23 protein-coding genes and 1 pseudogene are annotated in these 22,624 nt (G+C 38.7%); 4 read left to right on the forward strand and 20 right to left on the reverse strand.

The window, feature by feature from the left end; all coding sequences use genetic code 11:
- Positions 1-49 precede the first annotated feature (49 nt).
- The 7 genes from OR571_RS11550 to OR571_RS11580 form a co-directional block, all read right to left on the reverse strand.
- Positions 50-280, reverse strand: a complete 231-nt coding sequence (locus OR571_RS11550) for a hypothetical protein (protein WP_282242949.1) — start codon at positions 278-280, stop codon at positions 50-52.
- A 354-nt stretch (positions 281-634) separates the two neighbouring features.
- Entirely contained in the window at positions 635-1,882 is a 1,248-nt protein-coding gene (locus OR571_RS11555; RefSeq protein WP_282242950.1) for an efflux RND transporter periplasmic adaptor subunit, read from the reverse strand.
- On the reverse strand, positions 1,879-2,556 hold the full coding sequence (locus OR571_RS11560) for a hypothetical protein (protein ID WP_282242951.1): 678 nt from the start codon (positions 2,554-2,556) through the stop codon (positions 1,879-1,881). Before OR571_RS11560 ends, OR571_RS11555 begins: the two co-directional genes overlap by 4 nt.
- 16 nt (positions 2,557-2,572) lie before the next feature.
- Positions 2,573-3,952, reverse strand: coding sequence for a S41 family peptidase (locus OR571_RS11565; RefSeq protein WP_282242952.1), 1,380 nt, complete (start codon positions 3,950-3,952; stop codon positions 2,573-2,575).
- Positions 3,953-4,149: 197 nt separating this feature from the next.
- A complete protein-coding gene (locus tag OR571_RS11570) occupies positions 4,150-4,962 on the reverse strand; it encodes a flagellin N-terminal helical domain-containing protein (protein ID WP_282242953.1) in 813 nt (270 codons plus the stop codon).
- A 405-nt stretch (positions 4,963-5,367) separates the two neighbouring features.
- On the reverse strand, positions 5,368-5,829 hold the full coding sequence (locus OR571_RS11575) for a transcriptional regulator (protein WP_282242954.1): 462 nt from the start codon (positions 5,827-5,829) through the stop codon (positions 5,368-5,370).
- Positions 5,830-5,970: 141 nt separating this feature from the next.
- Entirely contained in the window at positions 5,971-6,282 is a 312-nt protein-coding gene (locus OR571_RS11580) for a hypothetical protein (protein ID WP_282242955.1), read from the reverse strand.
- Positions 6,283-6,661: 379 nt separating this feature from the next.
- Between OR571_RS11580 and OR571_RS11585 the strand changes: the two genes are divergently transcribed.
- Together OR571_RS11585 and OR571_RS11590 are read left to right on the forward strand one after the other, a co-directional pair.
- Entirely contained in the window at positions 6,662-8,242 is a 1,581-nt protein-coding gene (locus OR571_RS11585) for a hypothetical protein (protein ID WP_282242956.1), read from the forward strand.
- Positions 8,239-10,949 (forward strand): annotated as a pseudogene (locus OR571_RS11590) (DEAD/DEAH box helicase). The gene OR571_RS11585 and the pseudogene OR571_RS11590 overlap by 4 nt, the downstream one beginning before the upstream one ends.
- A gap of 78 nt (positions 10,950-11,027) precedes the next feature.
- On the opposite strand, the gene OR571_RS11595 reads toward OR571_RS11590, so the two are convergent.
- Positions 11,028-11,444 carry a single-stranded DNA-binding protein gene (locus OR571_RS11595; protein ID WP_282242957.1) on the reverse strand — a complete coding sequence of 139 codons (417 nt, stop codon included), beginning with the start codon at positions 11,442-11,444 and terminating at the stop codon, positions 11,028-11,030.
- A gap of 260 nt (positions 11,445-11,704) precedes the next feature.
- Between OR571_RS11595 and OR571_RS11600 the strand changes: the two genes are divergently transcribed.
- Positions 11,705-12,133, forward strand: coding sequence for a YwpF family protein (locus OR571_RS11600; RefSeq protein WP_282242958.1), 429 nt, complete (start codon positions 11,705-11,707; stop codon positions 12,131-12,133).
- A 47-nt stretch (positions 12,134-12,180) separates the two neighbouring features.
- Here OR571_RS11600 and OR571_RS11605 read toward each other — a convergent pair whose 3' ends face one another.
- From OR571_RS11605 to spoIID, 9 genes are all read right to left on the reverse strand, one after another.
- Positions 12,181-12,564, reverse strand: coding sequence for a hypothetical protein (locus tag OR571_RS11605; RefSeq protein WP_282242959.1), 384 nt, complete (start codon positions 12,562-12,564; stop codon positions 12,181-12,183).
- A gap of 151 nt (positions 12,565-12,715) precedes the next feature.
- A complete protein-coding gene (fabZ, locus tag OR571_RS11610) occupies positions 12,716-13,156 on the reverse strand; it encodes a 3-hydroxyacyl-ACP dehydratase FabZ (protein WP_142537910.1) in 441 nt (146 codons plus the stop codon).
- A gap of 12 nt (positions 13,157-13,168) precedes the next feature.
- Positions 13,169-13,435 (reverse strand): DNA-directed RNA polymerase subunit beta, encoded by a 267-nt coding sequence (locus OR571_RS11615; protein ID WP_282242960.1) that lies wholly within the window; start codon positions 13,433-13,435, stop codon positions 13,169-13,171.
- A 24-nt stretch (positions 13,436-13,459) separates the two neighbouring features.
- Positions 13,460-14,299, reverse strand: coding sequence for a flagellar hook-basal body protein (locus OR571_RS11620; protein WP_282242961.1), 840 nt, complete (start codon positions 14,297-14,299; stop codon positions 13,460-13,462).
- Between the two features lie 22 nt (positions 14,300-14,321).
- The gene (locus OR571_RS11625; RefSeq protein ID WP_282242962.1) at positions 14,322-15,161 is read right to left on the reverse strand and encodes a flagellar hook-basal body protein; all 840 of its coding nucleotides are present in this window, start codon (positions 15,159-15,161) and stop codon (positions 14,322-14,324) included.
- A 124-nt stretch (positions 15,162-15,285) separates the two neighbouring features.
- Positions 15,286-16,278 carry a rod shape-determining protein gene (gene mreB, locus OR571_RS11630; protein WP_282242963.1) on the reverse strand — a complete coding sequence of 331 codons (993 nt, stop codon included), beginning with the start codon at positions 16,276-16,278 and terminating at the stop codon, positions 15,286-15,288.
- 425 nt (positions 16,279-16,703) lie between these two features.
- Positions 16,704-16,979, reverse strand: coding sequence for a sporulation transcriptional regulator SpoIIID (locus OR571_RS11635; protein ID WP_142537915.1), 276 nt, complete (start codon positions 16,977-16,979; stop codon positions 16,704-16,706).
- Positions 16,980-17,047: 68 nt separating this feature from the next.
- Positions 17,048-17,710: a M23 family metallopeptidase gene (locus OR571_RS11640; RefSeq protein WP_282242964.1), complete on the reverse strand. Its 663-nt coding sequence runs from the start codon at positions 17,708-17,710 to the stop codon at positions 17,048-17,050.
- A 30-nt stretch (positions 17,711-17,740) separates the two neighbouring features.
- Positions 17,741-18,682: a stage II sporulation protein D gene (gene spoIID, locus OR571_RS11645; protein ID WP_282242965.1), complete on the reverse strand. Its 942-nt coding sequence runs from the start codon at positions 18,680-18,682 to the stop codon at positions 17,741-17,743.
- A 410-nt stretch (positions 18,683-19,092) separates the two neighbouring features.
- Here spoIID and OR571_RS11650 point away from each other — a divergent pair, with 410 nt between their 5' ends.
- Positions 19,093-19,911, forward strand: coding sequence for a nuclease-related domain-containing protein (locus tag OR571_RS11650; RefSeq protein WP_282243153.1), 819 nt, complete (start codon positions 19,093-19,095; stop codon positions 19,909-19,911).
- Positions 19,912-20,206: 295 nt separating this feature from the next.
- On the opposite strand, the gene murA is transcribed toward OR571_RS11650, so the two are convergent.
- The 3 genes from murA to OR571_RS11665 form a co-directional block, all read right to left on the reverse strand.
- Positions 20,207-21,502, reverse strand: coding sequence for a UDP-N-acetylglucosamine 1-carboxyvinyltransferase (murA, locus tag OR571_RS11655; protein ID WP_282242966.1), 1,296 nt, complete (start codon positions 21,500-21,502; stop codon positions 20,207-20,209).
- Between the two features lie 326 nt (positions 21,503-21,828).
- The gene (locus OR571_RS11660) at positions 21,829-22,065 is read right to left on the reverse strand and encodes a DUF1146 family protein (RefSeq protein ID WP_282242967.1); all 237 of its coding nucleotides are present in this window, start codon (positions 22,063-22,065) and stop codon (positions 21,829-21,831) included.
- 144 nt (positions 22,066-22,209) lie between these two features.
- Positions 22,210-22,614: a F0F1 ATP synthase subunit epsilon gene (locus OR571_RS11665; RefSeq protein ID WP_142537920.1), complete on the reverse strand. Its 405-nt coding sequence runs from the start codon at positions 22,612-22,614 to the stop codon at positions 22,210-22,212.
- Positions 22,615-22,624 lie beyond the last annotated feature (10 nt).

Raw genomic sequence — 22,624 nt, forward strand, 5'->3', positions numbered from 1 at the left:
CTCTTGCGTTTATATTATTACATTAGTATAGCGAAGTTATTTTGAGTTGTTAAGGGGAGATTTTTGGTTGGAGATTTAGATGAATCGATTGAGGGAGATTGATTGTTTGTCCGAGAAGACTCGGGGATTGTCCAAGAATATTGGTTTGTTGTCCAGAACTAGACTGTGATTGTCCAACTATTTGAGCTGATTGTCCAGGTTTTGCATTGGATTGTCCAACTTCGGGGAGAGATTGTCCAAGTTCTAAATAATTGTCTAACTTTCGTGGGTGATTGTCCAACTATTTGAGCTGATTGTCCAGGTTTTGCATTGGATTGTCCAACTTCGCGGAGAGATTGTCCAAGTTCTAATTGATTGTCCAACTTTCGTGCGTGATTGTCCAACTATTTGGGGGGATTGTCCAGGTTTTGCATTGGATTGTCCAACTTGGGGGAGAGATTGTCCAACTTCTAAATAATTGTCTAACTTTCGTGCGTGATTGCCCATCTATTTGAGGTGATTGTCCAGGTTTTGCATTAGATTGTCCAACTTCCGGGAGAGATTGTCCAAGAGTGATGTTACTGACGCCAAGCGCAAGTAACAACCCGACAACAAAGAAACCAGCTGTTGCGTTTAGTGCAACAGCTGGTTTCTTTTATTTGTAAGTTAAATATCTAGCGTAGTCTTTCCATCCGATTGCTTTGATGCTATTCCAGGATGGAAGGTCGCGTGGGAATGGTAGGAAAGCTGGTGCTTCTTCGGTTTTTGGATCTCCGTTAAGTACGATGCTATCGTTTTGCAAGCCTTCCGATAGAATCGCGTGTTTTTTCAAGTCAAATGGTACTGTTACTTGTGCTCGCATGATTTTTCCATCTGCTGAAAGGGTGTATACTTCGGCAGTTTCATCTGACCGATTTAGGAGCCAGTTTGCTTTCACGCGCACAGCATTTTCCGCTTCATTTGTGATGAGGACGGAGTTGATGTTTGCTGAAAACGGTAATGATTCTAGTTGTTCTTCTAGTTGGATTTGTACTTCGTATACAGGTTCATTTGGATTTTCACCAAATTGCTTGTATGCTTTTAGCCACTTGGATTCGTTTGCTGGTACTTGCGTTTTCGCAAAAACAGTTCCCTCTACTACGCCCTCTCGGTGGGCGGAGTAGTTGTTTACTCGTTGACCTTCGTTGATTTGGTGCCATTCATCTTCTTTTGCATACGTGATGACCGATTTTTCATTTGCATAAATGGTGATGAAATAGCTGCCATTTCGTTCTTCGATTGTAGCAATATTCCCTTCTATTGGGCTTAGTAATGCTGTTTCGCCAGAATTTTGGCTAAGTTGAGTGCTGACAATTTTTAGCTTGCGGTCTATTTCAGCAATTTTTTGTTCTGTTTCAGCAATTGCTTGGGAGAAGTTCCCTTCTGGTGAAACGTTTACGTCGACTTGCACATTTACGGTCGTTTCATCATTCCCCGCTGTTTGGTTGCTAGTCGAGTTGGAGCCTGCTCCGTAGCGCTCTGATTCAAGGTTGTCCATAATTTCATGGAGTTGCGATTGTTCTTCCGTGTACGCCTGTTGCTCAGATTCCCATTGCGCACGCTGTGCATCGGCTGACTGTGTATTTAAAGTAGCAAGCTCCGTTCCTTCTTGTACCATATCTCCTTCTGTCACGACGATGTCAGAAATAGCATCTACATCAACGGTGACTGTCATTTCATTGGTAGGTACGACGACGGATTCTTTTTCCAGTTCTTTCGTATATGTACTTTCGTGTACGCGGTCGTATTCATGGACGTAATACGTTCTTTTTATCTCGCTTTTATCCGAAAATAAAAGAATGGCGTTGGAAGCAACGAATGTAGATACTACGATGGCAATACCAATTGTTATCACTTTATTCATACGGATTGCCCCCCTTCGAACCATGCTTCCAGTGGAAGCACTTGGATTCCCGCTACGAATAAAGCAAGAAGCAGTTGGATCACTAGTAATATAATAAAGAGATTGCGAGCCGACATTTCGGTAAATGCTCTTAAAAAATGAAATTGAATAGCAATGATTAATCCAGTAATTAACGTTAATTCATTGAAAAAGTAAGTAAAGAACTCATTGTTTAAAAATGTTGCAGCAAGCGGTCCGAATGACAAAATGGAAAAGTCCGTTGTATACCCTACGATTGCATATAAGAAAAAAGTAAATGCTTTTTCCATTAACAGCAGTGCTACGACAAATAGCTGGATGACCGCCACTTTCGACAATTCAATTTTCGTTATCTTATGTAATAGAAAGGCAATTCCAAAGAAATGGAACGCCATGTAAAGAAAGGACCAAATAATTGCTCCTATTAAAGATGTCGCTCGCGCAATGACGAATGTATCTTCAAAGCCACCCACAAATAGAGAAGTGAGTCCTTCTGTGTGCATACCCCATATATCACGAAGTGCAAAAAGGAGGACTCCAAGTATTGCGATTAGCCAGACACGCTTTTCAAAGCCGCGCATCTTTGTATCTTCTAGTGACCCTATTAACTCATTTCGGTTAAAAAGGTATTTCCAAAATCGAAATTCAAAAAACATTCCATTGTTCCCCCTCTTATGGCTGGACAGTTACTTCCACGTAGGCACCGTTTTTCATCATTTCTCCTGTTTCTGTTTGGAATGTTGGATGAATGAGCAGTAAGTACGCTGCTCCTTTTTCAAGCGGTGCTATTGGTGATAATACGACCTGATTCTGCGATTTTTGCTTGATGTTTACTTGTACATTGCTCGCAGTTCCTAGTTTAACTAACTCTACTTTTTGCTGTTTGCTTGTTGTTACAGACTTAGAGAATGTAACCGTAAATTCTTTTGTTGTTGGTACATTTTTTAGTGCTGGCATTTTTTTGTAGGTTTTATTTGCTTCGAGAATGGCATCTAGATGTGCTTTTGCTAGTTCGTGTCCGACCGTTGTCGTAATTTGTGGCTTGACGCCGGTTTTATGGATAACCGTTCCTTTTGGTCCCGTGAAGTTTGCGACCGTCAGTTTTAAATAGGAACCATCCGACAACTCGTAAAACGTTTGCATCGATCCTTTGCCATATGTCGTTTGGCCGTATAATGTTGCCGATTTCTGATCGAGCAATGCTCCAGCAACCATTTCTGATGCACTGGCACTATATCCATTTATGAGTACTTTTGTGTTTGCAGGGAAAAGGGATGGTTGCTGCACGGATTTTACTAGCCCATTTTGTTTTTTCATATGGAGTGCATAGGCATAAGGACTTTTTGGAAATAAACCAACAAGTTCCTCTGCAGTATGTACAAAGCCACCGCCATTATTTGTTAGATCCACGATAAATGAAGTTGCTCCTTGCTTTTGGAGTTCCTCTTTTGCTTTTAATACAAGTGTTGCTCCATCATCTGAAAATGTATTGAGTCCAATATATCCGATATTTCCATACAAAAGTTGCTTCGATACGGCGGGAACAGTGAATTTGTTGCGTGTTATTTTGTATGTTTTTGTTAGATTAGTAGATTTCAAGACTACTAGCTGCACCGTCGTCCCTTCCTTGCCAGTTATAAGGGAAGATGCCTGTTGAATCGACATACCTTTTGTCGTCTCACCGTCAACCGACAAAATGATATCTCCTGGCTCTATTCCAGCAAGTGCGGCAGTTGCTCCATCAAACGTGCTCACTATTTGGATTCCCTTTTCATGTTCTTCAATTATAACACCGATACCAGTCGCTGAATTGTTGATAGAGCCTGTGTATGCCTCAAATTCTTCTTTTGTAAAATAAGAAGAATACGGATCCAGTTTTACAATAATGTCATTAATCGAAGTCATGCTCTGTAAATTCGAAGGAAGCTCTCCCATATAATGTTCACTAACTAGCTGCTTCACCTCATCAATCGGCGCAGCCGCTGCTGTCATTGGAGCCAACAACAAACCAATTGTCATCATAATTGCACCAAATGCAGAAAACCTCTTCATACCTATTCCCCCTCTCGTACTCTATAAACCTATATTACCCCAAAACCTACCATTTGCAGAACTTTCTACGAACAATAAATTGGTAATAAATTGTAGCACTCCTACTAGTTATGAATTGGCGCTTTCACCGTTTTCAAACAAAATAATCGTGAATAGGATGCATTCACGATTGTTTTGGAGAATTAATATAGAACAGCTTATTTTAATAGTTGTAGTATGGATTGCGCTTGTTGCATATGCATACTTAGTACGTATTGTCCTGCTTGCGCAAGGATGTTCGCTTTTGTAAGTGCCATCATCTCTTTTGCTATGTCCGCGTCACGAATTCGAGATTCCGCGGCGGTCAAATTTTCTTCCATGTTCACTGCATTATTGTAAGCATGTTCTAATCGATTTGTATATGCGCCCATTCTTGAACGCTCACTTGATACTTTATTTATCGCTTTGTCTATTTCGCCAATTGCATTGTTAGCTGCTTCTCTTGTAGATATAGAAAGATTCTCTATTCCAATTGCGGCTGCTCCCATGTCTCCAATTACCAATTCGATTTGTTGCCCTGCATTTGCACCAGCTTGTATTTTTAATGAAGTCTGAGAACCATCGAGTAATGTCTTTGTGTTAAATTCTGTGTCTGTAGAAATTCTTGAAATTTCTTTCTTTAGCTCATCAAATTCGATTGCCAATTGGTTCCGATCATTATCTGTTAATGTATCGTTGGCAGATTGTACGCTTAGTTCCCTCATTCGCTGCAAGATAGAATTAGTTTCATTTAGTCCGCCTTCTGCTGTTTGAAGCAGGGAAATACCATCTTGAATATTACGAGCCGCTTGACCAAGACCGCGAATCTGTGCACGCATTTTCTCTGAAATAGCAAGTCCTGCGGGATCATCTGCAGCACGGTTAATACGATAGCCAGAGGAGATGCGTTCCATGGACTTATTTGCCATCGCCCAATGTGTATTCATGTTTCTTAAAATAGACAACCCAGTAGCATTCCATTTCCCTAGCATCGACTCAGCCCCCTCCGCGCTTGCATTTCTTTTTATATCGGCAATTTTTACATAATATTGAGAGAGTTTTGTTTCAGGGGTTACAAATGCTTGGTACATGTAACCCCTTTGTAATATGGTGCTAGTAGTTTCGTATAATTTGTTAGGTTTTAGGGGATGTTGCTTATAACTTTTCAAATAATTTTAGACTTACACATTCAATCGAGTTATTTCCCGGGAAATTTACATAGAAAGGAGTCGAAAGGATATGAAAATCGACAAATGGACAGGTTTCAGTTGGGGGGATATTTTGTTTGGGGTGCTTGGATCAAGTGGTTTCGTATTGTTTTTTCACTTTTTCATTTCGTTTTAGAATCACAAAAACACCTATCATTTTTTTGTGTTAGGTGTTTCTATGTGTTCGTATTATTCAATTGGGAAACCCCCATTAAATTCTTTATATTGTTGTAATTTGTTGAATAGGCTAACGTCTCTATGCAATAATGCATAATCAATCATACGTTCATAGTTTTTTTCTTCTAGCTCCTGTATAACTGTTGCAGCATTTTCTAGAGATGAAGAACTTAAATTCATATGGACATTTGTTTCAATGATTGCTTGTAAATGCTTATGAACATCTGAAACGACTAATAGTTGATAGAGTGGTAGACGGATATATCGATTTCCTTTTTGAAAAACAAAAATTTCAGCTAGGTTTTCCACTTGCAATGTTTCTGCATTAACAATGATTTCCTTCCCTTCGACCGGTATGAAATGGAACAATTCATCATCTTTGCGGATGGAGAAGTATTGGTATGCAAAGACTAATTTTATTCGATTGCCTTCTTGCTTTGTGTAAAATGGTTTCATTAATTGTACGAGTAGCATGTCATCCCCTCCTTATATTAGAATTTTCTGATTACTACTAGTTTATCATATTTTTCGTTTTTCGTGTAGTGCATCTCCTGTATTTAGTGAAGTTTCACGCGTAAAAAAAGCAAATGCAGATTGCATTTGCTTTTTTGGTATTTATCTTTTTTCTAATAAAGCAGTCGGTTCATTTCTTCCTTTTGCATAAGAGAAAAATCCCACCTTTGTAGGACCATATCTAATCGCAAACGTCTTAAATACTTTTTGTAAAATTTCCGGTTCGTTTAGATCGTTGTCGTTTTCTAAATAGAACGTAAACGTTTCTGTTTCAAAATCTAACTCCAAATCATAAACTGTGAAATCTTCTGCTACAATTTGTTTAATACATGTTTCTACTTTTGAGGGACTATTACTTAAATACTTTAAATTGCTTGCTTTCGCACCAACTAATTTTATTTTTTCAGATTTCATTGTCGGTTGGTGAGTTAGAATACCAAATAAATTAGGTATATGCAGCTGTATTCTTTCTATTTTCTACACGTCCTTTTTATCAATTTAACCCCATTTCCCTCCTAATTATAGTAACATAATATTTCCTAAATAATACGAAAATTAGGTTAATTATTGTAAATTTTCATCATTTAGTAGATAATGATATCTTGTTCCTTTTCAAGAAGAAGACTATTACCACTGACTTCATTAAAGGAATAGTAAAAAACGTAAAAACCACCTTCCAAATAAACGTACAATTCATTTTAGCTTTTCTCTATTAAATAATAGGTGCGGCTTTTATTCTCGTTCGATTATACGTATAATGGAAGGAAAGCCTTTTTTCTTAGGAGAGATTCCCTTGAACCTTACTTCTTACCAAAAACTTGCCGCGCATTATAAAAAATATATTTACCAATCAATGGACATGATTGAAAAGAAGCTACATCCTGCTATTTTAGAGGACGAAGAGCTTGTTCGACGTGCCACTTTTTTTGTGCGCAATGGGGCAGTTTCTATTTCTAATTATTATCCGCAGGAACACAAAATTGATTTCACGGTTCGAGACGTTAGTAATATTGACGTATCTTATGACCTATTACAAAATCGTTTTAACTGTCCTTGCCCAATGCAGAAGCCTTGTCGGCATATTGTGGCAGCTGTTTTTTATTTGTATCAACAAAATGATTCGTTGTCGACATGGATTTCGGAGTGGCGTGCCAATGATGATATGACCCAGCTAACTTTGTTAAAAGATGAACGTAGTCCCCGAAGTTGGGAGCTAATCGTCGAAAACTTCTTCCGGAAGTTCATTTCTCAATATCCTCCTACTAGTTTTTACTTATTAGAATTCGCCGTACATGATTTGAAAGCGCAAATTAAAAAATCTCGCCCTTTCGAAAGAGAATGGCAGCCGATTTATGATGTGTATGTAAATCTTTCGATCCTTGTTAAAATTTGGCCTTATTTAGAGCCGTTTGCCGATTCAAATATGCGCAATCGTGTTTTTCATTTTTTACATGAGTATGTAGATGAACTGGATGACTCTTTAGCCCAGCTAGCTTCCAAGCCGAGAATGTTCGCAGCAGATCCTTTTTACGACGACATGATGAAACGTGTTCGTTCTTTTTATTTTGAAACGGAGTCCCTTTTTCGTTTTCGAAAGCATGTATATTTAGCATTTTGGGACGCCCTTGTAACGGATAAAAAGACTCGTCTAGAAGAAGTAAAATTTTTAGAACAACTGGATAAAACAGATGAGGATATTCCTTTGAATATCGTGTTACCATACTTCTATCTTACGTTATCGATGACTAATGAGTTGCTTGCAGCGGCTGAGAAGATGGAAACGGAGCAACTATTAGAATGGTTGGAAGTGTGCGAAAAAGCGCTCCACACGACCAATAAAGATATGGTAAATAATCTTGCACGGAAAATATTGCCGCATGTTTCCCGATATCTAAATGAAGTGGTTACCAATCCAACACGCGTTATGCTCATTCGCCGGTTAGAGTTGTTGTTTGCATCAATCCAACTGGAATCAGAAGAACTTGAAAAGCTATATCAATCATTTGGGCTGTATGGGATACAGTCTTATTCGACTTTGTTGTTAAAAGATAAACGTTACCGCGATTGGATGGCGCTACATCAGTCAGCAAATTCATCGCTCGAATATGCGGAGGCTTGTGGCTTGCCTGTTGTTAAGGAAGAAGCTCCAGAAGTATTGCTCCCGCTTTATCATCATTATGCGATGCGTTTTATCCAAGAAAAAAATCGATATAGCTACAAACAGGCAGTCCGTATTTGGAAGAAGATGAAACAAGTAGCCAAGAAATCAAATGACACCGATTATTGGAATGCATATGTTGAAAACGTACGTGAAAAATACAAACGACTTCGTGCATTACAACAAGAAATAGAGAAAGGAAACTTGCCATTATGACCCAGCCTTTATCTATTACAAAAGATTTTTCACTCCATATTCATGCCACTGAGAATGGGAACTTCCATTTAACAACGGCAATCAGCCCGGCAGAACAATGGGTTCCCTATTTATATATAGACCACCGGGAAAGTTATTTCGGACTTAATGCACAAGTGGAAGACAACGCTCTTATTGCTTCACCAGTTGAATTAGTTGAACTTTTTTCCGGAAAAAACACCCTTTTATCACTTTTTCCGGTGTAAACGAGGATTCTAACAATTGGTTACAAACATTTAAAGAAGCAGCAAACATTTGGGCGAGTCCAAACTTATGGGACCAGCTCCAACTTAAAGACAATCGATTTGAAGTGAAAGCGCCGATTGATGAAAAAGCGAAGGTCCTTGTTTCGAATGCTGTGACACAAAAGCTTTATCAAGCCGGTCTTGCGATGGAAGATATACCTGCACTTATCCCGTTTTTTGAACAAGGCGGATGGCCGATCAAATCGCAAACAAAGCATCCAAATATACTCGTTGCATTACGATTATCCGAACCAGAAGCACTTGATGACACATGGTTACTCGAAACTGTCGTTCGTGGAAAGAAAAGCAGTGTATACTGGACACCGGCTTATCGTAAAAAAGCATTACCTATTAAAGAGGCTTTACCTGATAAATGGAGCGAATTTAGCAGTTTTATAGAAGAAATACAGTCGAAAATGTTTTCTCTAATTTCTTCGATTGATAGCTTGAATCCGGACATATTCTTCTCCTCCACTTTATCGGATGAAGAAGTTCGCATATTTTTGCGAGATGACTTAGTTAAACTACAAGCGCTGGGATTTGAAATTGTACTTCCTGCATGGTTAAAAGCAGTAAAAGATACGAAAATGCGCGTCAAAACAATTGCCAAAACAGCGAATACGTATAAAACTACTGCTGGGCTCAATGAAATCTTGCAATTTAACTGGAGTTTCTCTTTAAACGGCCAAGAAATTTCAGCGGAGGATTTTCAGCGTCTTGTAAGTGAAAACCGATCTTATATTCAAGCTGGCAATGAATGGTTCCGCATAGATGCTGCATGGATGCATGAAATACGCGAGCTAATGAAAAAATCAGAGGACGAAAATTGGACAGTGAAAGAGTTATTATTCCGAGAGATACCGGAAGAAATGGCACTGATGCTAGATGATGACGAAGAGTCTGAAGAGGATCCATTATTCCAATTCGAAATGCAAAAATCACTTCAAACACTCATGGAACAACTTTCAGAGAAAAAAGGATTTCCTGCAGTCGCCGTTTCTCCTAATTTACTGACTACGCTGCGCCCTTATCAACAGCTTGGTCTAGAATGGCTTGTTTTCATGCGTAACGAACAATTCGGGGCTTGTTTAGCGGATGATATGGGGCTTGGAAAAACGGTTCAATTAATATCCTACTTATTGCATGTACATGAAAATGAAAAGCGAGAAACTCCTTCGCTCATCATTTGTCCGACTTCCGTTTTAGGAAACTGGCAAAAAGAGTTGGCAAAATTTGCACCTTCTTTAAAAGTACAAACACATTATGGTTCTGCTCGTACAAAAGAAATAGATTTGACTGCAGATGTTGTCATCACAACATTCGGGACTGCCATGCAAGATGCAGAATCACTTGAAGAAATTGTTTGGTCTAGTATTACACTTGATGAGGCACAAAACATTAAAAACATGCATACAAAGCAGTCTCGTGCAATTCGAAAGCTAAAAGGTGCACATCATATCGCGTTAACCGGTACGCCTGTCGAGAACAGATTATCAGAGCTATGGTCTATTTTTGATTTTATCCATAAAGGTTATTTAGGATCGTTCGGTAAGTTCCAGGAAAACTATATCGTGCCGATTGAACGGGATAATTCAAATGCGACTAAACATAAGCTACGGGTAAAAATTCAGCCTTTTTTATTAAGAAGAACGAAACAAGATCCAGAGCTTTTGCTCAACTTACCGGAAAAACTAGAACAACGTGAATATTGTGCATTGACTACCGAGCAGGCTGCCTTATATGAATCGCTTATTCAAGAAACAGTGAGTAAACTAGATACACTTTCTGGTTTTGAGAAAAAAGGACTCATTTTAAAAATGCTTAGTAAATTAAAACAGCTATGTAATCATCCCGCTCTTTATTTGAAAGAGCCGTTCGATGATGCGGAAGATATGCTTGAACGCTCTGAAAAACTTGCGCAAATCGTGACGCTGGCAGGTGAAATTGCAGCTCGAGGTGAGCAATGTCTGATTTTCACGCAATATATTGGAATGGGGCATTTACTGCAGCATTGCTTGACCGAACTATATGAAGTCGATGCACCATTTTTAACTGGAAGCATGCCGAAAAACCAACGTGATCACTTAGTAGCAGCTTTCCAGGCGAAGGAATTTCCTGTATTCCTTTTATCATTGAAAGCTGGTGGAACTGGTTTAAATTTAACTGCTGCAAGCCATGTTTTGCATGCGGACCGTTGGTGGAATCCAGCTGTCGAAAATCAGGCAACCGACCGAGCATATCGGATTGGTCAAACAAACTTTGTGCATGTGCATAAATTTATAACGATTGGTACTATTGAAGAAAAAATCGATAAGCTACTAGAGGAAAAACAAGCATTATCCGAAGAATTGATTCATTCAAGTCAGTGGATCACGGAAATGTCCGATGCGGATATAAAAGATTTATTAACATTGTCGATTTGATTTTATTTAAAACCTGACCGAGCTTCACCGGTCAGGTTTTCCTCTTTTGTAACAGCAAAGTTTTGCGGTCTTCGCTTTCTATACTGGAAGTTGATTGGATTGTGTTGCTGGAAACTCGAAATCGGTTTCTTCATTCTTGGAGTGTTCATGTGTAGCAATCGATTGCATATCATTTTGTTCTTCTTCTCGTTTTTTAGTCACTAGAAATCGGATGTCCTCCACAACTACCTCTGTCACAAATACTCTTGTTCCATCGCCTTTGTCATATGATCTCGTATTTAGCCTACCTGATATCCCAACAAGTGAGCCTTTCCCACAATACTTGACCGTTGTTTCTGCGAGCTTCCCCCAAATCGTGCATAGCACAAAGTCCGCATCATCATTTTTATATCCTTTATTTACGGCAAGGACAAAGCTTGTTTGTAACCTTCCTTCCGATAAATACTTGAGCTGTGGAGCTTTTGTCATTCGTCCGATTATCGAAACCGTGTTCACTTTTGTCACCTCCTTTTGTCTCAATGGCAACATCATAACTTCTCTTTAAAATTGTTAGCAAAAGCCAACAATTTCATTTACCAGGGCTTTCCCTTGTGGAAATGGTATTTTGTATTTCCTTATTAACCTCAGGTACTAATAGACTCCATAAAAGGAAAATCCAAAATACAATTTTGGCATTTCCGTAAGTTTTTTTATGGGAGACAACTGCTATGCTATAATGGGTATTAATAAACCCTGTAAAGGTGGATGGACTGTCTATGAAAACATTCAAAATGATTTCCGTTGATATTATTCTTGAAAGTAAAGAAACGCAGATTGCACTGGAAGATGGAATTGTCATCAACCAGGAGAATACAAGTCGGTCATGGATATTAGAATTATTTATCGATCAAAAATATGAGGACTTTTTTAATGAATTGAAAACCTCTGGCGAATTATTTAATGCAAAGGTGGTTATTTCTTATCCAGAAAACGAACCGGCACATTTTGAAGTAGTAACTTATTCAGTGAAACAAATCGGAGATCATTTATCGGTGTTATTGCGTGGTACGTTGAAACGTGCGAGACGAAAATATGCAGAGTCTCTGCTTTCTGATTTAATCGAAGAAGGATTGTCCGGAGAAGAACTTTTAGCTAAATTTGAACATGACATGAAGACGAGACCTACTTTAAAAAGGGATCAATAATAAATCAAAAAAGAGCTGACTCCCAATAAAGGAATCAGCTTTTTTTATTACTTGTTGTCGTCATCTTTTTGAATAACGCCTTCATTTGTATTCATATCTGCATTATTCCCCGTATCCGGTTGTGCAATTGGACCGTCACTTACATTTGGAACGTTCTCATTTTGCATATTCGGCTGCACATCATTCACACCATTGTTTGCTCCGCCGCCAGTATTACCATTGTTATCAATGTTATTGTTGAAATTATCATTTCCATTTTCGTTTGTTGGCGATGGTGTATTTACATTTGGATCTGGAACTATATTGTCCACACCTTCACGAACATCTTCCATCGGCGTTTCGTTATTATTTGGAACGTTATCATCGTTCATATTACAACCAACTAACAAAACAGAACTAAGAGCCACTACCGGCAAAGCTTTTTTTAGCATTAAAAAATTCCTCCTTCCTGGATTTTGTTCATCACATTTTTGTGACTTACGATAGGTTGTCCAGGAAAAGAAGGAACTATGCCATGGCAAACTTGCCTGTTTTTACATGTTTAACTCACTGTATTTTTAAGCGAATAAAGGAATACTATTATTAAGCATTCTCTACTACTGGACCTAATGCAAATAGAATGTCTGCTTCACAAACAAGCTCACCGTCTACTGTTGCAATACCGTGGCCTTTGCCCATTGCTCCGCGTAATCTTGTCAGTTCCACTTCTAATTTTAATTGATCGCCTGGTTTTACTTGTCGTTTGAAACGGCAATTATCAATGCCTGTAAAGAAAGCGAGTCTTCCTTTGTTTTCAGGAATTTGTAAAACAGCTACCGCTCCTACTTGTGCAAGGGCTTCTACGATCAATACACCCGGCATTACTGGGTATCCAGGGAAATGACCGTTAAAAAAATCTTCGTTAATTGTTACATTTTTCAATCCTACTGCACGTTTTCCTTCTTCTAATTCCAAAATACGATCTATCATTAAAAATGGATAACGATGAGGTAAAAGTGCTTGTACTTGCTCGGTTGTTAACATAGAAACGTCCTCCTATTTCCCATCTTTTATATCTAAAATATGTTGGTATGTTTCCCATTTTAGTGCATCTGTTGGCTTGCCGTCACCTAAAAAACCGTATCCTACCATTAATCCAGCAGCGGCTGCTGCTGCAAAAAGCATGATGCATAGTAGTATACGCAGCCAAATAGGAAACATACGAATTTGTACCCAATATGTTTTTTTAGGCTCTGCTGTTTGATCTTGTTCTTTCTCTAATCGTCGCTGTCGTCTGCCAGAGATTTTTACTTCTTCTGTCATAAGTTTAACTCCTTACGGAAATGATTATCTTATTCCATTGATGAGACCCATCATTTGGTCTGCTATTGTAATGGAACGTGCATTGAATTGATACGATCGTTGCGCCGTCATTAAATCGGTCATTTCCTTTGATATATCCACATTTGACATTTCAAGTACTTGGTTTGTTAATGCAATTTCGCTTCGCTCTGCACCTTGGAGATCCGTCATTACGTCCTCTGCATTTACACCGAGTTCATCAAAATTAGTAGGCATCCCAATATAGGTCGAAGAGATTTGTTCCATTAACTGTGGTTTTTGCAATACAGATACGGCTAGTTCACGCTGAACTGTTGTACCATCTGGGTAGGTCGCTTTAAGAATACCTGTTTCATTGACCGAAAAGCTTGAAACGTTTTCTGGAATTGTAATTGCTTGTCCGGCACTATCTGCTACTGGATAGCCATCGCCATTAACGAGCATTAATTGACCATTTTCAAGTGGTGATACATAAAATGCGCCTTGGCGTGTGTATGCCGTTTGTTGTCCATTTTCGCCTTCTGGCATTAGCACATTAAAATATTGTTTCGGTTCTTGAAAAGCAAAATCTAGATCTCTACCAGTAGATTGCAAGCTTCCTTGTTTCCAATTCATCTGTGCTTGGGCAAGTGAAGCTCCTACTCCATAACGAATTCCTACAGGCGATTGCCTTTCAGCTGTATCTAACTTGTCGTTATTGTATTGCTGGTAAAGAAGCTCTTGAAACTTTACATCTTTTGTTTTATAGCCATGGGTGCCTGAGTTGGAAAGGTTATTTCCGATAATATCTAGTTGGCTTTGTAGCTGAGACATCGTGTTAGTTGCAGTGATCATTGTACGTAACATGTAAGTGGACCTCCTTTCTTCATTAGTTTACTCTTCCAACTTCGTTCACTGCTTTTTGCATGCTTTGGTCGTATGCTTGCAGTACTTTTTGATTTGCTTCAAATGCTCGGTATGCGGTTAATAGTTCTGTCATCGTTTTTTGTGCATCGACGTTTGAACGTTCAATATACCCTTGCTGCATAGAGAAGCTCACGTTTGCTGTATCGTAAGCAGATGGTAGGTTTGTGCCGTCTGCCGTTTGGAATAGACCATTATCTTGTTTTATTAACGTATCTGGCTGCGTTGCAAATGATACACCTATTTGTCCAACGGAAGCATCATTTACAAAAATCTGCCCATCCTCGGCTAATCGAAAATCATCATTTTGCAGTTGAATCCGCTCCCCGTTATTATCCAGCACATATAGTCCTTGTGCATTCGTTAAAAAGCCTGCCGCATCTAACGTGAAATTACCATTTCGAGTGTAGGCTTCTCCTTCTTCTGGATGCTGCAAACGATAAAATACTGCGCCAGTTTGACCAGTTTCCTCGTCTACAGGAAGTGCTCCATCGATCAAGGCAATATCCGTATTTAACTCGGTTTGTTGCAATTGACCTTGTGTTAATAATGCAATTGTCTCTTGCATATATACACCTGTTCCTAGTCCACCAATTTCTGCTGCATACTTTCCATGTATAGCATTTTCCGTTGGTATTTTAGTAGGCCCAAGTCTAGACATCAGCATTTCCGGAAAAGAACGAATCGTCGTTTGATCTGCTTTATATCCTGGTGTATTTGTATTTGCCATATTATTAGTCAGCAACTCTGTTCTACGTTGTTGCGCAATCATTCCCGATGCAACTGTATGAAATCCACGAAACATGAGAAAGCCTCCACTCTAATTTGTTTAATTCTTATGTCTAGTTGCAGCGCCTTGCTCCTGCGCACAGCTCGTCTCAGAAGAACGTTGCCCGTTGTGGCAGAGATAGGCGCTACCACTTTTCTAACTAGCGTCTACTTATTTTATCAATATTATCTAACATAATTCCGGTTCCAATTGCGACACAATCCATTGGTGCTTCTGCAATAAATACTGGTACTTTCAATTCTTCCATGAGTAAATGGTCCATACCATGAAGCAAAGCTCCCCCGCCAGTTATAATGACACCACGATCAATAATATCAGCGGATAATTCAGGTGGCGTTTTTTCAAGCACATTTTTGGCAGCTTGTACAATAACAGAAACTGATTCTCGTAATGCTTTTTCTATTTCTTCTGAATGGATCGTTATCGTTCGTGGAAGTCCTGTTACCATATCGCGCCCGCGAATATCCATTTCTTCCTTACGGCTATCTGGGAAAACTGTACCAATCGTCATTTTAATATCTTCTGCTGTACGTTCCCCGATTAAAAGTTTATATTCTTTTTTAATATATTGAAGAATATCGTTATCAAAAACGTCCCCAGCAATTTTAATGGATTCGGAAGTTACAATATCGCCCATTGATAGCACTGCAACGTCAGTTGTACCGCCTCCTATATCCACAACCATATTTCCGCTCGGTTGGAATATATCCATGCCGGCACCGATCGCCGCCACTTTTGGTTCTTCTTCTAAGTATATCTTTTTACCGCCAGATTTCTCTGCAGCTTCACGGATTGCTTTTTGTTCGACACTTGTAATGTTTGTTGGACAACAAATTAAAATGCGTGGTTTGGACAAAAATCCTTTTACATTCAAACTATTGATGAAATACTTGAGCATGGCTTCGGTTATATCAAAATCGGCAATTACACCGTCTTTAAGGGGTCTAATCGCTACGATGTTACCTGGAGTTCTCCCAACCATTTGACGAGCTTCTTCGCCTACTGCAAGCACTTTTTTGGTATTTCTATCTATGGCTACAACGGAAGGTTCGTTTAATACAATCCCTTTTCCTTTTACATGAATTAGTACGTTCGCAGTACCTAAATCTATTCCAATATCCTTCGCAAACATTAACAGTGTTTCTCCTTCCCTGTCAGAACCTTTTATATGTATATTTCCATACGTCTCTAACTTATTATTTTATCATAGTTTTGTCAGAATTACACTTTTTTTAGTAACGTATTAGGTAGAATTTGTGGGGAATGACTGGGGGAAATAAATTTATGGAGGAGGGTAATTAATTGAGGAGTGGTAGTTGTGTGAAACAGTTTTACGCTAAAGCTAAAAAAGAGATATAACTGGGAAGAACGTCGGTGCATGATTGGAAATGAATGGATAAGGGCAACCAAATCGAGCGGAGAGCAACCAATTGGATCCTGAAAGCAACTAGATCTCTGTGAAAGCAACCAAATCCTATGGTAGAGCAACTAGTTTGTGAGGGAGAGCAACCAATCTAGGTTTTCTCTCTGTTCGATCCATAAGAAAAAGCCGTGATTTTACAAATCACGACCTTTTCTATCTTCCTTTTTTGACTTCCATTTTCTTTTCGTAGCTTCTCCACCTCGCAAATGCCTGACCGATTTATGATACGCAAGAATTTCTTTCACTTCTTTTGCTAGCTGCGGATCTACTAAATGAAGTCTTTCCGTTAAGTCCTTATGAACAGTACTTTTGGAATGACCGGTTGTGCTCGCGATGGCACGGACAGTTTTTTTCGTTTCAATGACCATTTCACCTAAACGTATACATCTATGACGAATCGTTTCGTGCACCAACTCTTCCTTTCGTTAGTAAAGGAACACTTTTCATCACTTTATGCATACGTATAAGGTATTATGAATTAAAAAGCTAGTAATGATTCCGGATTAACAAGTACGCCGTTTTCAAGTACTTCAAATTGCAAGTGGTTACCTGCTGTTGGATTCCATTCATTCTCTGATGTAGATGCAAGAGGCTGCCCTTGTTCTACTTCGTCTCCAACTTTTACTAGAATGCCAGTGACTGAGCGATATTTTGTTTGCATACCATTTGCATGTGATAAGACAATTTCATCTCCTACAAATGGATCTAAATTTACTTCTTCTACTTTTCCACTCATAGCAGCTACTACTTCGAAAGGTTCGCTATTCATAGATAGGGAGACTCCTGTGCTTGTTCTGTAAGTTTGATTGAATACGAGTAGTGATTTTTCACGAGTCGTTTCATCAGCTTCCATGTCGTAATAATGTTGTACAACTTCCACTTTGTCAAACAGTGCTTCTTCAAATGGATATTTCAGCGTTTCTGTTTGAGCATTTGTTTCAATTGCTACTTTATCAGGTTCTTCACCAGTTTTGCTCCATTCAGCATCCTCTGCTGAATCATTGCTCACATAGACATTGTACCCCCAAATCATTCCTACGAATACTACCGAAAAACCAGTATACACTAGTGGCCAAAACCATGGCTTTTTCGGATTGTTTTTCTTCTTCTGAGAAGTCTTGTTTGATTGTTCTTCTCTCATTTTCATCACCTCAATTGCATTGTTGGCAAATCAAGGAGATTTTAAACATGCTGAAAAACTTTTTATTTCTGTTCCTTTATAATAGTGCAATAAAATATCGTGAGCGCTTACTTTATTGTTGGCAAGGACCTCAGCCCCGTACTGGCTCATACCTACCCCATGCCCATATCCCACAGTGTTTACTACCACTTTATCATTCTGAAAAGTTACTGTGAAATCAGTGGAAGGTAATCCAAGTAGAGCTCTAACTTCTCTACCTGTCCATGTTTTGCCGTTCATTTGAATCGACTCCACACGATTTGTATCTGTCTTTGTAACTTGAAAACTAGTTGCTATGTTAGAAGACCACTTTATACCAAAAGCCTTTGCCCACTCTCTCTGGGTGAACTCAAATTGCTTCTTTACATTCGGAGCATATTGTTCTTCCGCCTCGCTTTGTACGGAGACCAAATAAGGAATTGCATATCCACTGTAATTTTCCGCGCTTTCTGTTTGGCCGTTACTAGAAGAAAAGAACATAGCAGTGATCAGTTGATCTTGGTAAACAATAATTTCTCCTTCTGTTGCTGCGATAACCTGTTGAAGCTTGTCCTCATATGCTTCGAAGGAGGCCCCCCATTTCTTCTTGCGGTCTTCGGTTGTTGCGTATACTTGTTTTTGCACTGTTTTGTCGATCGACTTTTCCCCATAGTTTGTTTCTCTTAGCACATACGTCCTTGCAGCGATAGATTGGGCCTTTAATGCTTCTTCATGGAAGGAAACAGGCATTTCTGCAGCCACGACACCTAGTACGTATGTTTCAAGAGGGATTTTCTCCTTGACCCCTTCCACTTCTATTAGTATTGGGCAGTCTACTTCTAATACTTTATCGACTACTGGTGCAGGTTTAGCGTCATGCTTTTCTTTGATCAATAAAAAGGGTAATAACAAGAGACCGATGCATAGGATTAGTAGTAGGATATTTTGTTTCATGGGACAACTATATGCTAAGAAGGAAGTTCTCATGAGTGGATTTTTTTGCGCACAGTGAAGGTTGAACGGAATTAGTAACCAATAACGGCGAAGGGCGACTATTTAAATGACGAAAGCAACCAATATAAAAAAATTTATGGCAAAATTGATTTTTTGATGCTAGTTTCCATTCGGAATGCAAATTCTACTTCATTCCCTTGTAAAAAAACAATGCCAAAACGCTATTTCTGCCGTTTCTAATATCTCCATAGATTATGCTAAGCTATTTGCGAGGTGATATGATGATAGTCAAAAACTATTCGGCTTCGCTATATGCAGAAGCTTTGCAGGCTCTATATTAAAGAACTCCTAAAAACCATTTAAAATTTTCTAAGATTCAGGAGGAATACTATCAAATAGCTGCTGGTAATATTGGAGAGGAAGCTGTGATGAAAATGATTGAGCAGCTAGATTTACCGTATAAATTCTACGTTTTCCATGATGTATTGTTGGATTCCGAAACTCTTTTTCAAATGGATATACTAATTATTACCCAGTACTATGCGTTAATTTTAGAAGTAAAAAATATAAAAGGAGAAATTACCTTTACAGACCAACAAATGATTAGATCACTTGCAACAAAGGAAACACTTGCTTTTGACAATCCATTTCTTCAATTAGAAGAATACGAAATCCAATTGAAACGACTGTTTCAAGCAAATCACATTTCATTACTTGTCTTTAGCGCCGTCGCTTTCCCCTTTTCTTCTAGCATTATTAAAGACCCTCCAAGAAATAAAACGATATTATTCCGAAGAGGAATCAAACCGCATATACGGAAACTCCAAGCTAGTCCTTGCATCCTATCTCCCGCACAGCTAGAAAACTTAAAGTATTTACTTCTAAAAGAAAATATCGATTTTCAGCCATTTCCCTTAACCAATCATTTTGATATAAATCCCAGCTCACTTCGAAAAGGAGTGGAATGTTTGCACTGTGGATTGATTGGAATGAAAAAAGTAATTAGAAATTCGTATTGCCCAAAATGCAAATCCTCTCATCGTTATGCACACGAATCTGCACTAAAAGATTATTTTCTCATCTATAAAAGCACAATATCTAATCAGGAATGCCAACAATATTTACAGCTGAACAATAAGTATGAGGCAACAAAAATTTTAAACAATCCCATGCTAATCAAAACAGGACAGTCCCGAAGCAGAAAATATACGATGAATTTTAATAAATAATGTGGCCAAGCAGGAAAATCAAGTAGCTTCTCTACTAATAAGTGGCAAATGGCAACCAATTCTTCGATCAGAGCAACCAACTAAAGGTAACAACTACACTAGTAGCTAGGCGTTCGGAAAAAGAGGCTCGTCTTCAAATAAGTCGCAAAGGGCAACCAAACTTACTTTGACAGATACCAGTTTATTGTCGAGAGCAACCAATCCCCTAGCGAAGGCAACCAGCTCCCAAACAAAAGCAACCAAACACAAAAAAAGCACCATCCACGAATACATGGATAATGCTTCACATATAATATTACACAAATTGTATTGCTTTTTCAGGGTTCTCTGTTCCAATACGTTCGATGTCTGCACCAAGTGCTGCAAGCTTCTTGTCGAAGTCCACGTAACCACGATCTAAATGATATAGCTCTGTTACACGTGTGATACCATTAGCAACTAAGCCTGCGATGATTAATGCTGCTGCTGCACGTAAGTCTGTTGCACCGACTTCTGCACCTTGAAGATTAGATGGAGACTCCATAATAACGGAGCGACCTTCAATTTTCATGTTGCCATTCATACGGCGAAATTCTTCTACGTGCATAAAACGATTTTCAAAAACTGTTTCTGTAATAATGCCAGTTCCGTGTGCAGTCATCATTAATGCCATCATTTGTGATTGCATATCAGTTGGGAAACCAGGATGCGGCATTGTTTTAATATCAACAGATTTTAAATCTCCACTAGCTTTCACACGAAGGCCCTGTTCCTCTTCAGTGATTTCTACGCCCATTTCTTGCATTTTCGAAATTAGAGCAGTCATATGCTCAGGTACGGCATTTTCGATAATTACATCACCTTTTGTAATAGCTGCTGCTACCATAAAAGTACCTGCTTCTATACGATCTGGGATGATATGGTGTTCTGTGCCGTGAAGTTCATTTACTCCTTCGATACGGATTGTATCTGTACCAGCACCTTTGACTTTACCGCCCATTTCATTGATGAAGTTAGCTAAATCGACAATTTCCGGTTCTTTTGCAGCATTTTCGATAACAGTAGTGCCTTTTGCAAGAGCTGCTGCTGTCATAATGTTTTCTGTTGCACCGACGCTTGGTACATCTAGATAAATTTTGGCACCTTGTAAACGACCATTTGTTTTTGCCTCGACAAAGCCATTACCAAAAGAAATTTCAGCACCCATTGCTTCAAATCCTTTTAAATGCTGATCAATCGGACGTGATCCAATCGCACAGCCTCCAGGTAGCGCAACACGAGCAAAACCATTGCGCGCCAAAATAGGACCCATTACAAGGATAGATGCACGCATTTTGCGCACATACTCAAATTGAGCTTCGCTTGAAAGTCTATTTTGTGAATCAATAATCACTTCATTCTTTTCAGGATTATATACTACTTCTGTATTTAAACTTTTTAAAACCTCGTTTATTGTCAAAACATCTGCAAGTGTAGGCACATCTTTAATAACGTTTTTTCCGTTTGTAGCGAGCAAAGCCGCAGCAAGTACTGGTAGAACTGCGTTTTTTGCACCTTCTACTCTAACTTTCCCGTTTAACGTTTGGCCACCTTTAACAATGATTTTATCCACTTCGTTCCCTCCGCGTTCTTATCCTCATTTGCTTTATATAAAAGAAATATGTATGATGTCATATTTAGGTATTCAAAACAATATTCATCATACAACGTAATTCGACTATATACAAGCATCAAAAACACTATTTTCAATGTCTAATTCAGTATATTTTCTTGTTCTATTATACGTAATACCCAGGCTTTTCGTGTAGATAATTTTCAGTACCCGTTCAAGCGTTGAACAAAACCTATTCGACAAACTATTTCCCAGGAAATACGAGCAGATTCTACATGCTCATACAAACTTGTCCAATATTTGCATGAGCATATAGGATCGGTTTTTTAATTAAATAAAAATTGTAATTGATCTGACCATGCAGTAAGGTTTAAGAAAAAATTTGCGACAGTTGAGCCTATTGTAATGCTAGCCAAAATGAATAAAAGCTGTGCTTGAAACACATGATTCTTTTTAATTATTCTGTCCAGCATAAGTGCCTGTAATGCATAAAAAGAAATTCCGATAAAAAAAATATTTGCTAAAATCGCAAGTACTGCTTGTTCGCTATTTAATAAACTCATTTTTCATCGTCCTCCGTTTTATATTCCTTCGCTTACTAGTTAACTACAAAAAAATCACTAGATTAGTATTATAACATTGCAAACTATGTATTCAAGAAAAAACGGGCAGAACTTTATCTGCCCGTTCCATAATGCAAAATATAGTTAAATGTTACCCTCATAAACGTTGATACGATTCATCGCACGTTTCAAGGAAAGCTCTGCACGATTAAAATCTGTTGCATCTGCTTTTCCTTGAAGACGTTGTTCTGCACGTTTCATCGATTCTTTAGCACGAGCTACATCGATATTGGAAGCAACTTCAGCTGATTGTGTTAGAATCGAAACCTTTTCAGGACGAACTTCAACAAATCCGCCGTTTACTGCTACGTACTCGGATTTCCCATCTTTTTTCAGTTTAACGGCACCTATAACAAGTGGCGCAACTGTTGGAATATGTCCAGGTAAAATACCGATTTCACCGGATGCTGTTTTAGCGATGATCATGTCGACTTGAGAATCGTATACCGGGCCGTCGGGAGTGACAATATTGACTGTAAGTGTCTTCATATTTTTACCT

It is taken from the genome of Psychrobacillus sp. NEAU-3TGS, from assembly GCF_029955155.1.
GTDB lineage: Bacteria > Bacillota > Bacilli > Bacillales_A > Planococcaceae > Psychrobacillus.